The organism is Limosilactobacillus gastricus DSM 16045 (assembly GCF_001434365.1).
GTDB classification, from domain to species: Bacteria; Bacillota; Bacilli; order Lactobacillales; family Lactobacillaceae; genus Limosilactobacillus; species Limosilactobacillus gastricus.
The window spans coordinates 34,840-48,782 of sequence record NZ_AZFN01000015.1 but is presented as its reverse complement, the minus strand read 5'-3'; the positions used below and the strand labels follow the sequence as shown (position 1 = coordinate 48,782).

The 13,943-nt window shown below is 44.3% G+C and carries 12 protein-coding genes and 1 other annotated feature; of the genes, 2 read left to right on the top strand and 10 right to left on the bottom strand.

Features of this window, described 5'->3' with window-relative positions; genetic code table 11:
• Positions 1-63: 63 nt before the first annotated feature.
• The 4 genes from FC60_RS06205 to FC60_RS06190 form a co-directional block, all read right to left on the bottom strand.
• Positions 64-801 carry an LrgB family protein gene (locus FC60_RS06205; RefSeq protein ID WP_056937569.1) on the bottom strand — a complete coding sequence of 246 codons (738 nt, stop codon included), beginning with the start codon at positions 799-801 and terminating at the stop codon, positions 64-66.
• Between the two features lie 2 nt (positions 802-803).
• Positions 804-1,253 carry a CidA/LrgA family protein gene (locus FC60_RS06200; protein WP_040468003.1) on the bottom strand — a complete coding sequence of 150 codons (450 nt, stop codon included), beginning with the start codon at positions 1,251-1,253 and terminating at the stop codon, positions 804-806.
• 158 nt (positions 1,254-1,411) lie between these two features.
• Positions 1,412-2,128, bottom strand: a complete 717-nt coding sequence (locus FC60_RS06195) for a LytR/AlgR family response regulator transcription factor (RefSeq protein WP_056937568.1) — start codon at positions 2,126-2,128, stop codon at positions 1,412-1,414.
• 2 nt (positions 2,129-2,130) lie between these two features.
• Positions 2,131-3,882, bottom strand: a complete 1,752-nt coding sequence (locus FC60_RS06190; protein WP_056937567.1) for a sensor histidine kinase — start codon at positions 3,880-3,882, stop codon at positions 2,131-2,133.
• A gap of 89 nt (positions 3,883-3,971) precedes the next feature.
• Here FC60_RS06190 and FC60_RS06185 point away from each other — a divergent pair, with 89 nt between their 5' ends.
• Positions 3,972-6,503: a M1 family metallopeptidase gene (locus FC60_RS06185; RefSeq protein WP_056937566.1), complete on the top strand. Its 2,532-nt coding sequence runs from the start codon at positions 3,972-3,974 to the stop codon at positions 6,501-6,503.
• A 43-nt stretch (positions 6,504-6,546) separates the two neighbouring features.
• Here FC60_RS06185 and FC60_RS06180 read toward each other — a convergent pair whose 3' ends face one another.
• A complete protein-coding gene (locus FC60_RS06180; RefSeq protein WP_056937565.1) occupies positions 6,547-7,332 on the bottom strand; it encodes a YdcF family protein in 786 nt (261 codons plus the stop codon).
• A 9-nt stretch (positions 7,333-7,341) separates the two neighbouring features.
• Positions 7,342-8,766 carry an amino acid permease gene (locus tag FC60_RS06175; protein ID WP_056937564.1) on the bottom strand — a complete coding sequence of 475 codons (1,425 nt, stop codon included), beginning with the start codon at positions 8,764-8,766 and terminating at the stop codon, positions 7,342-7,344.
• A 251-nt stretch (positions 8,767-9,017) separates the two neighbouring features.
• Here FC60_RS06175 and FC60_RS06170 point away from each other — a divergent pair, with 251 nt between their 5' ends.
• Positions 9,018-10,100, top strand: a complete 1,083-nt coding sequence (locus FC60_RS06170) for an acyltransferase family protein (protein WP_056937563.1) — start codon at positions 9,018-9,020, stop codon at positions 10,098-10,100.
• Positions 10,101-10,112: 12 nt separating this feature from the next.
• Here the strand turns inward: FC60_RS06170 and FC60_RS06165 are convergent, their stop codons facing one another.
• From FC60_RS06165 to FC60_RS06150, 4 genes are all read right to left on the bottom strand, one after another.
• Positions 10,113-11,048, bottom strand: a complete 936-nt coding sequence (locus FC60_RS06165) for an L-lactate dehydrogenase (RefSeq protein WP_056937562.1) — start codon at positions 11,046-11,048, stop codon at positions 10,113-10,115.
• A 130-nt stretch (positions 11,049-11,178) separates the two neighbouring features.
• On the bottom strand, positions 11,179-11,412 hold the full coding sequence (locus tag FC60_RS06160) for a hypothetical protein (RefSeq protein ID WP_040467998.1): 234 nt from the start codon (positions 11,410-11,412) through the stop codon (positions 11,179-11,181).
• 114 nt (positions 11,413-11,526) lie between these two features.
• On the bottom strand, positions 11,527-12,375 hold the full coding sequence (locus tag FC60_RS06155; protein WP_056937561.1) for an amino acid ABC transporter substrate-binding protein: 849 nt from the start codon (positions 12,373-12,375) through the stop codon (positions 11,527-11,529).
• A 144-nt stretch (positions 12,376-12,519) separates the two neighbouring features.
• Positions 12,520-12,749, bottom strand: a binding site (T-box leader).
• 54 nt (positions 12,750-12,803) lie between these two features.
• Positions 12,804-13,943, bottom strand: a complete 1,140-nt coding sequence (locus tag FC60_RS06150; RefSeq protein ID WP_056937560.1) for an ArgE/DapE family deacylase — start codon at positions 13,941-13,943, stop codon at positions 12,804-12,806.

Genomic DNA, 13,943 nt, shown 5'->3' with positions numbered 1-13,943 from the left:
AGTGTCCAACTTTAAGGGTTCACTTCAAAGGCACCCTTTTCGTGTAAGCGTAACAAATTTAGATTACATGAACAAATGTACAAACGGCGGAACAACAATATTCATAACAATTGAAATAATAACAACTGAAATGGACGCCATCGCACCTTCGACCGAACCTAATTCAACACCCTTGGCAGATCCAACCGTGTGTCCGGCGGTACCAAGACCAAGACCTAACCCGATCTTGGATCCGCGTAAACGGAAGACCTTGATCAAGATATCAGCCATGGCGTAAATGATAACCGCATTCAGGATACATGCCAATGAAGTAATTGCGGCTTCCCCGCCAAGTGATGTTGTAATTTGCGTTGCGATCGCCAAGGTAGCTGGTTGTGTCGTCATGGCGATGGCAGATTGATCAGACAATCCGAAGAGCTTCGATAATCCGAAGATAATGAAGAGTGAGATGACTGACCCAATAATTAATGATAAGAAGATGTCTAACCAGAACTTCTTAACAACGTCGTTCCGCTTGAACAACGGGACGGCGAAGGCAATGGTTGCGGGTTGTAAGAACCAGTTAATAATATTCCCACCAGGTGTAAAGTACTTCGTGTAGACTGTTGCCGTTGGTAAGTGAGCAATTTTACCCCAAACGACTAAGACCACAATTCCTAAAATCATCCCCACAAACAATGGGTGGAAAATGAATAAACCATTACTAATCTTGAATAGCCATTGCCCGATCCAGAATGTTACTAAACAGATAATGATTCCGGTGAAAGGTAGCATCAAGTTGGTATTTAAAGCTGCACTCATGATTACTTATCCTCCCCTTCAATTTCGCCTTCAAGTTCACCCTTCTTCTTCCCGACTAATTTTTCGTGAATTCGAATGATGTAACGAGCAGTATAAGCAGTCACAACCAATAAGACGATCGTTGCTAAGATGATCACGATCACGTCTTGGACCCCTTCTTTAGCCATAATATCCAAGTGGGCTGCTAAAGAAATTCCGGCTGGGACGAATAAGAACCCAATCAAACCAATTAAGAAATTAGCAAATTGTTCTACCCATTCCAACTTAACGATCTTAAAGGTCAAGGCCAAGTACAACAGGATCGTTCCGATCACTGCGGCTGGGACCACGAAACTTTGGGGGAAGAATGATGAAATTATCCCCGAGATAAACAAAATAATGGCAAAAATTGACATTTGCATGATAATTGGTGCTGGTTTCTTTTCAGGAGCACCATTATTCTTGTCGCTCATCTTTAACCCTCCTAAATCCTAATCTGCAAAAGTTTTAACAGGGTTAATTATATGTGATTTTTATGAAAACGGTTCAATTCTCGGCTAGAATGCCCCATATAAATATGGACCGCCCTTGTGAACTAACGAGCGACCCATTCTCTTAAGAAAATCTTAAATTATATTCCCAGGGTTGTTTTAACTATCCCGACATAAGACCGCGAAACCGGGACTTTCTGCCCCGTCCGTAAGGTCAATTGATAATTATGGTTAAAGCCTGGTTCGGCCTCCGCCACCATCGTCAGATTAACTAGATAATTACGATGAACTCGCATGAAGACTTCATGATCAAGTTCCTGCTCAAGTTTAGCAAGTGACTGTTTACTATAAAATGTCCCATCCGTCGTCGTAATCACCACCTCATTCCCAGTGACTTCCGCCATAATAATCGTCGCTTTTTGAATCACGACCGTCCGATCTTCCGCCGTAATGGCGAGCCAAGGCCGCTGGAGATTATCTGTAGCCGGATTTGATTCACTTTGACTAGTCGCGACTCGATCTAAAGCTTCATGAACGCGCGCCTCCTCATAGGGCTTGAGAATATAGTCCGTAGCGTGAGCATCAAAGGCCGCCAAAGCATATTGATCATAGGCGGTTGCAAAGATTATTTGAGGCGCATTAGTAAATTGACTAATTGTCTTACCTAATTTAACGCCATCTTCATCCCCTAAATGAATATCTAAAAATAAGACATCATAGTGATGATCATTGACGGCTTTTAGAGTCGATGCGGCATCATCAGCCTGGTCAACTTGGGTGACTTGGGGATGTTGGCCAACTAGGTATTTCAGTTCCTCAATGGCCAGTGGTTCATCATCGACAATTAAAACTTTCATGCCTATCCTCCCATTTGTACTGGAATCTTCATCTTCACAATTGTCCCGTCTGAACTCGATTGAATTTGTAAGCGACTCTGATCGTTATAGAGGCCAATTAATCTTTGGTTTAAATTATAAACCGCCGTCCCGCTCCCGTGTTGGGACTCGACTTCTTGGTCGCCATAAATTTCTAGAGTATTTGGGTCGATCCCTTCTCCATTATCGGCTACCGCTATGGATAACCATTGCTGATCAGCATGGGCGGTCACGGTCACTTGATTATCCTGGCGTCGATCTTTAAAGGCATAGCGAATCGCATTTTCAACTAAAATCTGAATGGCAAAGGGTGGCAGTAAGAGGGACCGATTGGCCGTAACATCAAATTTAACCTGATACTTACCCGGAAAACGAGCCTGCTCCAAAGATAAGTAGGCCTCTACTTGTGCGAGTTCTTGATCCAAGGTAATCGTCGTCGCCCGAGCGCCAACAAGGTTCGACCGGAAGTATTGCGACAGCTTAATTAGCAACTCGCGGGCCTGCTCGCTATTAATTCGAATCATTGCCGCAATGGTATTAATAGCATTAAAGAAGAAGTGGGGATTAACTTGGGCTTGGAGTGATTTAATCTCGGCATCCCGCACCAGGTTAGCTTGGTGTTCCGCTTCACCTAAGGCAATTTGGCTAGAGAAAAGATCGGCTAGCCCTTTTGCCAATTCAATTTCCACCGGGGTCAGGCGCCAACTTTCGGTATAGTACATTTTAAGAGTCCCCACGATTTTTTGATCGACATTCAGCGGGACCACAATCGCCGCCCGCAAAGGGCAATTAGGATTTGAGCACCCAATTTCTTCTTTACTCTGGGCAATATGAACTTGATTAGTCGTGATCGCCTCTCGTGACAAATTAGTCACCATTTGATGCGTCGCCACATGGTGATCGCTCCCCGCCCCCACATGGGCCAAGATCGATTTCGTGGTCGTTAAAGAAATGGCCGCAAAATTGGTATTGTCCAAAATGATCTGGGCGACTTTTTGGGCCGAGTCGTAATTAAGCCCCTGTCTAAAATAAGGCAAAGTCGAACTAGCTAAGTTGAGCACGGTTTGAGTCTGAAGCGCCCGAGTTTGATTTTCCTGCTTGAAATACATGGAAATAACCGAGATAAACACCATCGTCCCCAGGGTATTAATTACAATCATCGGAAAGGCAATAAAGGAAACTAATTCCCAGCCCCGTTCACTAAAGAGTAGAACAAAGACCATTTGGAGAGTTTCCATGACTAGGCCGACAATAAAAGCTTGGTGAGTTGTCAAAATCGCAAAGGGATCCCCACCTTGCTCTTCATGATTGCGTGACCGATACATGCCACCCGAAGCAAGCCCAATAATTAAAGAAGAAATCACATAAAACCAGCCAGACGGGCCCCCTTGCATCATCCGGTGCAAGCCGGCAATTAGTCCTACCATACCGCCAACAAAAGGTCCGCCGACAATCCCGGCCGAAGAAATAGCCAGCACCCGTGCATTGGCTAAGGAATCGCCATGGGGCAAATTCATCATTACGATGGATGATTCGATCTCGTTATGAGGACCAATTACTACCGCTGTCATATTCGCGATTACCGCCACAAAGGAAAAGAGGACAATTAGCCAAAATTTCCCGGCCATGGTGGGATTAAAGAGCCAGCGCCGCATTTGTGGAATCGACACCAAGATAAAGCCCAGCAGGACGACAATTCCGACCCGTTCCATCATTAAAATCGATAATTCTAACATGATTCATTCCATCTCTTAAAGTTTTAATTAGGGTTTCATTCATTAAATAGCGTATACTAATCTTATCACAGATATAAAGGAGTTCTCAGATGGCAATTTCACGTTTTTATGATCTTTTCCAACCGGAAAATTATCAAATTAAGTTAGCGATTGATCGTCAGTCCAAGTCCATTACTGGTCAAGTCACCATTACAGGTCATGCCAGCCAAACCGACCTACAATTACACCAAAAATTTTTACAAGTTAGTCAAGTTCTTGTTAACCAAAGTCCCGTCGACTTTACGAGTGATGATGAGCAGGAAAGTCTCCAATTCACGAGTCCCAGCACCGGTGAATTAACGATCACCGTTGATTATACCGCTCCCTTAACTGACACCATGATGGGGATCTACCCTTCTTATTACCAAATCGGTGACGAACGGAAGCAATTAATTGGGACCCAATTTGAAACCACCTTTGCTCGCCAAGCCTTCCCGTCAATCGATGAACCGGAAGCTAAGGCCACTTTTGACCTGGCGATTAAGTTTGACGAACAACCCGGAGAAACAATCCTGGCCAATATGCCGGAAACCAAGGTGGTCGATGGTTATCACTATTTCCAACGGACCGTTAAAATGTCAACTTATTTGGTGGCCTTTGCCTTTGGGGACTTGCAAAGCAAGCTAACCCAAACGAAGAGCGGCGTCCAAGTCGGGGTCTTCGCAACCAAAGCCCATGCCGCCAAGGAACTTGATTTTGCCTTGGATATCGCCAAACGCGCCATTGAATTTTACGAAGATTACTACCAAACTCCATATCCGCTACCACATTCATGGCAACTAGCCCTCCCTGACTTCTCCGCTGGGGCGATGGAAAACTGGGGCTTAGTCACCTATCGGGAAGCTTACTTATTACTAGATCCAGATAACACGGCCCTGGAAATGAAACAAGTGGTCGCCACTGTAATTACTCATGAGTTAGCTCACCAATGGTTCGGTGATTTAGTGACCATGCAATGGTGGGATGACCTCTGGTTAAACGAGAGTTTTGCCAATATGATGGAATACGTGGCGGTGGATGCCCTCGAACCTGATTGGCATGTTTGGGATCTTTTCCAAACAACTGAAGTTCCAATGGCAACTAACCGGGATGCAACCGATGGCGTCCAATCCGTCCATGTTAATGTTAACAACCCTGCAGAAATTGACTCCATTTTTGACGGCGCGATTGTCTATGCCAAAGGTTCGCGAATGCTCGTGATGGTCCGCTCGCTAATCGGCGATGATGCGCTACGGCAAGGTTTGAAAAACTACTTTGCTGCTCACCAATATGGTAATGCCAAGGGAACCGATCTCTGGGAAGCCTTAGGACAGGCCGCCAACATGCCGATCGGCGACATCATGAACTCGTGGTTGGAACAACCTGGTTATCCGGTCGTCCAAGCTAAGGTAGAAAACAGTCACCTAATCTTAAAGCAAGCCCAATTCTTTATTGGCGAGCATCAAGATCAAGGACGCCAATGGCAGATTCCGCTGAACAGTAATTACGCTGACGTGCCAAAGCTAATGACTGCCGAAAGTCTCGACTTGGGTGATTATCAAAGCTTACGTCAAACGGCCGGTCGACCTTTCTTATTGAACCAGGACAACCAAGCCCACTTTATCGTTCAATATGATACCGAATTATTAAATGATCTGCTTGACCAGGTTGATCAGCTATCTAATAGTGATCAACGGGAACTTCTTCAAGACTTATCGCTATTAGCCCAAGGTCAATACATTTCGTATGCTGATTTAATTCCCCGGTTAGGACAATTTGCTAATCAATCATCATACATTGTGACCGATGTCTTATACCAAACGGCTAATAAATTAAAACAATTCATCCAAGCCGGCCAGGCGGAAGAAAAGTATCTTCAAGACTTCTTTAAAGCCTTGAGTCAAGATCAATTAGAACAACTCGGCTGGACGGCTAACCAACAGGATACCAACGATCAAATCTTAATGCGGCCAACCATTATTAGTGCTGCTTTGTATGGTCATAACCAGGTTGCCATCCGTCAAGCCCACGATCTCTTTGCTGAATATCATGACCATCTAGTGGACTTGCCGGCTGACACGCGAGGGGCCATCATCAAAAATGAGTTGCAACATTACCTTTCAGCTGAAATTTTCCACGAAATGCTCAATACATACCGGACAACCACTGATCCAAGCTTTAAAGTAGCCTTACGGGGGGCCCTCACCAGCATCACTGATGCTGACCTAATTCAACATTTAATTGGTGAATTTGAAAATGCCGAAACAATTAAACCACAAGATCTCCGTGGTTGGTTCCAAGGCCTCTTAGCCAATGAATTTGCTCAACAATATGCTTGGGACTGGATCCGTAATGATTGGGATTGGTTAGAAGCTACGGTCGGTGGTGATATGGAATTTGCCACTTACATCACGGTAATTTCGCGAGTCTTTAAGACTGCCGATCGCTTAGCCGAATTTAAAGCCTTCTTTGAACCAAAGCTGAACACGCCTGGTCTTACCCGAGAAATCGAAATGGATACCAAGGTAATTGCTAGTCGTGTCGCTCTCGTCCAAACTGAAAAGACCGACGTCTTGGCCGCTTTACAAGCATACAATCAATAACGCCAAAAGAAGTTGGGAAGAATGATTCTTCACCAACTTCTTTTTATTTATGACTAGCAAATTTTTGATTAGCCTCCCGAATTAGTCCCGGATATTGCTGACGCAGTTGCTCAAAAGCCGCCAGCACCAATGCTGGTACCTCGACATGGGCAATGAAATGCTTGCCCCGTGGTCCATACCCCGCTTCATCATCTCGTAAGCGGGGAATTTCTCCCATTAACAGGCTCTGGTACCGTTTTAGATCCCACATTCCCGCCGGCTGATGATCAAACCCCAGGTGATCACCTTGCTTAACGAACCGCACCTGATAAGTTGCGTAATTGATAATCTGTGCCTGCGGGCGCTCCTTTAACAATCCGGCAGCCATTCGACGTTGCATACTAGCGTCTTGCATCAATAGAAAACTGGTGGCCTGAATTTGCTGGGCATCCAATAAAGCTAATAAATTAGTAATGTTATTACCGCAGTTAGTCGAGGCTGTTTCCAGCAAATCAGCAGCCAGGTCATACTTTGTCTTTAAGTATGCTTGAAAAAGAGCCGCTTCTGATTGATCAGTCACCTGCAGCTCTGGCAATTCTGTTTGCATGAGTTGTCGAAGGGTCGCCGTCGTATGACCATGTCCCCCAACAATCACATAATGCTTAGCAATCCCATGGCTGATCGCTTCAGCAAATGCATCTCCACCAGCAATAATCGATCCACCAAAAAGAACGGCTACGTCCACTTGATTTGTGGCTAGCCGTTCTTGGATAGATATTGGTGATAAGTCAGGTAAATCGCGAGGACCACAAAATTCAGTTAATTGGTTCCACGCCTCAATATTATCCATTTTTAACCTCTACTCACTTAAAGAGCCATCTTTAGGGTAGGCACCATGCTTATCACGGTAAGCAATCACTAAGAAGAAGCCGATTGCCCAGACCGAAGCGCCGACCGCAGCCCAAATGGATGTTGGGCTAAAGAAGAGACTGGCGTAAATGACAACGAAAAAGAGAATTGTCAGTGGATTCGAGAACTTCGCCAATGGCATCTGGAATTCATGATCTAAGAATTCACTCGATTGACGGTAGCGTAAATGTGAAATCATCGTCAAGACACAAACGATAATATAGATATCACTAGAGATGGAAGTCACAAAGCTAAAGGCATCCGTCATTCCCGTAGCGGTAATAATCGGCGCAAATAAGGTCAAGACAGCGGTCCCGATCACAGCATAAACGGGAATCCCGTTTAATGAAATTGTTTTAAAGACCTGCATCTTATTAGGACCCGCTTCTAAGGCCAATTGATACAGGTGCCGACCACCAGAAAAGAGAAAACTATTCAAGGACGAAGTGGCTGCAATAATTACCACTAGATTGATAATGTCCCCTGCGGCTGGAATCCCGGCTAACGAGAAGATTTGGACGAACGGGCTGGAATCAGCATTAATTTGCCGCCATGGGGTAATCGACATGATAACAAACAAAGCCCCAACATAGAAAATTAAGATCCGTAACAGGGTCTGATTAATCGCTTTTGGTAACACCTGCCGCGGATTTTTCGTTTCAGCCGTGGTAATTCCCACGAATTCAATTCCTTGGAAGGCAAAGAAGACCATTGGAAAGGCAAAGATAAATTGATCAATCCCATTTGGGAACATCTTAAAGTTTCCAAGCACATTGGTAAAACTAGCAATATGACCAGTTGGACTCTTATAATGCATAATCACCATAATAATCCCAATCACAATCAAAGCCAAAATGGCAAAAATCTTGATTAAGGCCATCACAGTTTCGGCTTTCCCAAAGGCGGAAACTACAAATAGGTTCAAGCCCATCATCGCCAATAAGAAGACAATTTGCACCAACCATCCCGGCCAAGACGGGAACCAGGTTCGGACATAGGTCGAAATGGCAATCATTTCAGCCATGGCGGTTAAGACGATGGTTAACCAATAATTCCATTCCGCAAACCGTCCATATTTAGGCCCCATATAACGGTGGATAAAGGCCACAAAGGTATGTTTGCTGGGATCGGTGTACATCATTTCCCCAATCGCCCGCATCATCAGGTAAAAGAAGAACCCAATAATGATGTATACCAACAGGATCGATGGCCCAGTCCGGTGAATCGTGCTCCCCGATCCTAGGAATAACCCGGTCCCAATGGCCCCACCAATCGCGATCATTTGCACATTTAAGTTTGATAATTCGCGCCGAGTTCCATCTGGATTGACATTCGAGCCTTCCACATAGCCACTCGGCTGGCTAGATTTTGACATAAAAGCCTCCTTTTCTAGTCGAGCAAGTAATTGATTATAGTTAACTATTTTACCCTATTCTCATCGTTTTTTAATGGTTTTCGGTAAAAAAGTTACATATTTTAACTATTCTAAATTTTTGGTTGTGATAATAAAGCCGTACCCCTCACACAATTAACAAAAAATAGTTTACCTTTACAATTTTAAAGATAATTAATTTAGAAAGCAATGATAAAATAGACCCATGAATATTTCTACGAAAGGAAAGGATCATGAAGAATAAAGCGCCCGCTGATTGGGGAGATTATCTGAAAGTCTTTGCTTGTACGGCCGTCATGTTGCAACCAATTTTAAATCTGGTCATTACCAATCAGCCGACCGGTGTCCAATTTAATTTGGGAATGCTTTATGATTTGGTTAAATATACCGCCCCGGCCTTCATCTGGGGAATTTTGTACACCACCATGCGCAAGCATGATCAAAGCTGGCAAGCTTGGCCCTACTATCGCCAGCAATGGCACCAACTTGGCGTTCCAACAATTTGGTGGACACTGACTTATTTACTTATCATGCCTAAGCTCCAACAACATGAGCATTACCACTCCGTTAAAAGTTTTTTATGGCAAGCAATTAACGGGAACGCCGCGCCCCATCTTTGGTACAACACAATGATGCTCCAATTCATTATCTTGATGCCCCTTTTCTGGTGGATTCATCATTGGTTACATGCCCAAAAGCAACGAGGATGGATCGTTACTATCATCACAACTGTCATTTACGGTACCTGGATCTACTTTTATGACGTCAATGTCTTAAATGGTCCTCATCAGCACTCCTGGTATTTGCTGGATCATATTTTTATTAGCTTCATCATCTATGGAATCGGTGGCATCCTCGCTTGGAACTTCTTTGATAAAGTTCTGCCCTGGCTACAACAATATTGGTTGTTAATAATTTTTGCTTGGTTAATTACTTGGTCTTGGACCAATCAACAATTATTTTCCCGTGGCTTCCCCGTTAATTTAAGTCGGGCGGCTTATTATCAGCCTTCCATGACCTTTTATAGTCTTTTGGTGATTATCCTAGTGGGGATCATCTGGCAATCCCAGCGCTCTTGGCAAACTTGGTCGTCCATCATGCATTGGCTCGCCAACTATGCCTATCGAGCTTATCTAGCCAACGTCTTTTGGCAACAATTACTATGGCGGTACAGTGGGATTGCATCATTCCGGTACTCCCACCCCTACATTACCATAACCGCCCTGTGGATCGGTACTTGGTTGCTGGCATTTGGAACCGCCGCTATGCTTCATACTAGCTGGTCTTGGACAAAAGAAAAACTGCGCCGATCATAGCGCAGTTTTTTACTAGTCTTTTAAGGCTTCTTGACTTTCCGCATACTTTTGCTTGATGAAGTTAGCTGAATTTTGGAGCTTATCTAATTCTTCTTGAGTTAAGTCCAATTGCAATTGTTCTACAATCCCGTCATTACCAACAACGGCTGGATATGAAAGGTAAATTCCATATTCTTCCCGATAGTTTGAGACCGGCATTTCGGTTAAGGAGTTCGACATAATCGTTAAGGCTAACTTAACAGCGGCCGTGGAAACCCCGTAGTTAGTGTACTTCTTGCCATGGAAGACCGTGTGACCACCAACCTTGGCTTCATGATCCAATTCTTCTAGATCTAAGCCCCCGGCTTCAGCCAATTCGGTAATCGGTTTTCCTAAGACCCGGACGGTTGACCAAGCGGTAAATTGAGAGTTCCCATGTTCCCCAAGGTTATAGCCAACCACTGAACGAGGATCCAAGCCTAAGCGAGAAGCAACCGCCCGCTTCATCCGTGATGAATCCAAAAGCGTCCCAGTCCCAATGACATGGTTCTTTGGTAACCCAGTAACTTGTTGATAAATCGACGTAATCACATCAACCGGGTTGGTAATTACAACCAACTTACCATGGAAACCAGCCGCCTTGAGATTTTCCGCCACTTCACGGGCGTTAACCCGCGTGAATGGTAATTCCACAAAGCGGTCATCTCCTGCATTATCTTGGAGCTTAATGCTTCCAATCGCGGAAATCACCACATCCGCATCTTCTAAGGCGCTGTAATCATTAACCGTGATATCAGTATGGTATTGTAAGTTTGACATAGCATCTTCAAAGTCAAGGGCATCAGCCTTAACCTTGGCTTCATTCTTATCAATTAACACTAATTGATCCGCAAAACCGTTAGCCACAATGTAATGCGCCGCCGCAGCTCCAACATTTCCCATCCCAACAATTCCGATTTTTCGTGACATTTTATCTTCCTCCGTTCTGTTTGATTAGTATTCTCTCATTGAATTGTAATCAATAATAACATAAATCTAAGGAAGTGGCTTATTTTTCTAAAATAAAATAGCGTCTCCTATTCAGAAACGCTACTTATTGCTAATTAACCTTCTTCTTAAAGGCAAAAAAGATTAAGAAATTTAAAATGACACATAATAATGCCCACCAGAGCATCCAGCTTTCTGGCAACCGTGGTGCTAGCCCATGCATGATTCCCGCCAAGGCAACTAATAACACATAACCGAGCCAGTTAAACCGACCTTGCCGCCAACCAACAATGATTAAAACCAACCAGACGATTCCGGTGATTAGTTGCATCATAAAAGTTGTCATTTTCGTCCCCCGATATAAAAAGTCTTTAACATTCTGACACGTTAATATTTGTCTACCGTAGTAGTATAGCGAAGGACTGAGTATCAGGCAATGCATATTTTTATATATCAAAACCTAATCCACGGGGCCCAAATAATCATCATCAATCCCCAGCCATTTTTGATTAATCTTGCGCAGGGTACCGTCTTTTTGTAGTTCTCCTAAAGCCCAATTAATCTTCTTGAGGAGGGTCCGATCACCTTTACGCATCCCAACGGCGACTTGATCACTCGGAAAGACATCCAAACCAATCAGTTTGTACTTATTTTTATCCAAGTGGGTCGCATAATAACCAGCATAAACCGAGCCAGTTAGTACCCCTTGGATTCGGCCCGCCTTTAAATCCAAGAAAGAAGAGTTATTGTCATTATAGATAATTGGCGTGCCGTTTTTAATGTATTGCTTCAATAACTTTGGATACTTTAGGAGATCCGTATAAGCCGTCGATCCCTGTTGAACCCCTAAAGTCTTGCCTTTCATATCCGAAAACTTATTAATCCCACTATCTTTACGGACCACGAGGGCTTGACCAGACCGTTCATAAACCCGACTAAAAGCAACTTTCTTTGTTCGTGCCTTGGTCCGGGTGTAGCCATTCCAAATCACATCGATCGTGCCGTTCCGTAACTCGGTCTCCTTCATTGACCAATCAATCGATTGAAACTCCGCTTTTAGCCCCAGCTTTTTACAAACGGCCTTCGTTAAATCCACATCATATCCCACCAGTTGACCATTCTTTTGCCGAAAATCCATCGGCACAAAGCTGTCATCTACCCCAATTAAGAGGGTGCCGCGTTTTTTGATTTTCGCCCAAGTGTCTTGGGTATTAGCCTTTTGGGTCACCGACTGTTTTTGACAACCAACTAGTAATACCCCCACTATTCCCAAGCATAACAGGGCCAGGAACTGTTTCATCTTCTTCATAATTTTTCCTCCTCAAACAAAAAACGCCCTCGGCTAATTCAGCCAAAGGACGCCAGGGCGTGGTACCACCTTTTTTCGTGATCAATTCACATTCATCACCTTATCAAGTTTAAAGTTTTAAAAAGCCCCCATCGTCATATCGACGATGAGGGCGTAGGACGCGGTGCCACCTCATTTTATGATTACCTCACGATAACCACCTCAGAGAGTTCAAACTTTAAACTCGCAGCGCTAACGGGCCTTCCCGAATCATCCTACTATTTTCAGACGATTAACTACCAGATGTGATTCGCTAACTACGGTTTACCAATCTCCCATCAACATTGGCTTGCTATATAACGGTCATTAGTTACTAGTCTGATCAACGTATTTTGATATTGCCATTATTCTACGAGAGGGCATCCCAAAAGTCAATCCTATTATTAAAATTAAATTAAGAAATCATGAGCTAACTTTTGATAAACAGTGATTGCTTGGTAATAGTCTTCCAGGTCTAAGGATTCATCAACCTGATGGGATTGATCTTCTGACCCCGGTCCGTATTCAACCACCGCAAATTGATGATCATCCATGACATAGCGCGAAGCATCCGTCGCCCCATGAGAAATAGTTGCGGTCGGTCGTTGACCAGTGACTGCTTCGACGACATCTTGGAGTTGTCCAATAAAAGGATCATTGGGATCCGTCACAACCGGCATAAAATCAGCCACAATCGAAAGGGATAACTGATGTTTCGGATCTCGGTTCAAGTCATCAATGATGGCTTGGAGTCGTTCCTTAGTCGCTTGGTTATCGCATTCGGGAATTGTCCGTACATTGCCTTGTAAATAGGCCTTGGCAGGAATTGAGTTTAATTGTTCGCCCCCGTGAAAGACCGTTACACTATGGACTAATTCGCCTAAAACCGGACTAGTCGGATGATCATCAAAGGCATGGACCTCTTGATTGATATAATCTACCAGATTCATGACCGCATTCGCTCCCAGTTGTGGTCGTGAACTATGGGCTAATTTCCCTTGTGAGTCAATCTGATAATCAAAGGAGCCACAGTGAGCATACTGAATCTGATCATCAGTCGCCTCACACACAATCATAGCGTCAACATCATGAACATAGCCCAGCCGGGTTAACTGGAGGGATCCTTGCCCACCAACTTCCTCATCTACAGAAATCAGCAAGCGGAGGCGCCCTTTAAGCTGATCGGCTTCTTCCGCCAGTGCTAGCATGGTGGCTACCATAGCCGCCAAACCCCCCTTCATATCCACGGACCCCCGGCCATAAATCCGGCCATTCACAACTTCAGCGCCAAAGGGATCGTGGTGCCAACTAGCTGGATCGCCAATCGCCACCGTATCTAAATGACCAGCTAAAGCTAAGACTGGTCCCGTGGTCGGCCCAATTTCAGCAACTAATCCTGATCTCTCTGGAGCAAACTCTACCATCTCAACTCGGGCACCAGCTTGCCTTAAAATCTCCTGTAGGTAATGAGCTGCCTGGGCCTCATTACCATTGACTGTTTGAAGCCGAATTAAATCTTGTAATATCTTTAAATCTCTTTCTTCATCCAT

Excerpts from the sequence above, each read along its gene's own strand:
- FC60_RS06170 (WP_056937563.1), top strand. The coding sequence starts at position 9,018 with ATGAAGAATAAAGCGCCCGCTGATTGGGGAGATTATCTGAAAGTCTTT.
- FC60_RS06190 (WP_056937567.1), bottom strand. The coding sequence starts at position 3,882 with ATGTTAGAATTATCGATTTTAATGATGGAACGGGTCGGAATTGTCGTC.
- FC60_RS06160 (WP_040467998.1), bottom strand. The coding sequence starts at position 11,412 with ATGACAACTTTTATGATGCAACTAATCACCGGAATCGTCTGGTTGGTT.
- FC60_RS06200 (WP_040468003.1), bottom strand. The coding sequence starts at position 1,253 with ATGAGCGACAAGAATAATGGTGCTCCTGAAAAGAAACCAGCACCAATT.
- FC60_RS06195 (WP_056937568.1), bottom strand. The coding sequence starts at position 2,128 with ATGAAAGTTTTAATTGTCGATGATGAACCACTGGCCATTGAGGAACTG.
- FC60_RS06175 (WP_056937564.1), bottom strand. The coding sequence starts at position 8,766 with ATGTCAAAATCTAGCCAGCCGAGTGGCTATGTGGAAGGCTCGAATGTC.
- FC60_RS06185 (WP_056937566.1), top strand. The coding sequence starts at position 3,972 with ATGGCAATTTCACGTTTTTATGATCTTTTCCAACCGGAAAATTATCAA.
- FC60_RS06165 (WP_056937562.1), bottom strand. The coding sequence starts at position 11,048 with ATGTCACGAAAAATCGGAATTGTTGGGATGGGAAATGTTGGAGCTGCG.
- FC60_RS06150 (WP_056937560.1), bottom strand. The coding sequence starts at position 13,943 with ATGGATGAAGAAAGAGATTTAAAGATATTACAAGATTTAATTCGGCTT.
- FC60_RS06155 (WP_056937561.1), bottom strand. The coding sequence starts at position 12,375 with ATGAAGAAGATGAAACAGTTCCTGGCCCTGTTATGCTTGGGAATAGTG.
- FC60_RS06205 (WP_056937569.1), bottom strand. The coding sequence starts at position 801 with ATGAGTGCAGCTTTAAATACCAACTTGATGCTACCTTTCACCGGAATC.
- FC60_RS06180 (WP_056937565.1), bottom strand. The coding sequence starts at position 7,332 with ATGGATAATATTGAGGCGTGGAACCAATTAACTGAATTTTGTGGTCCT.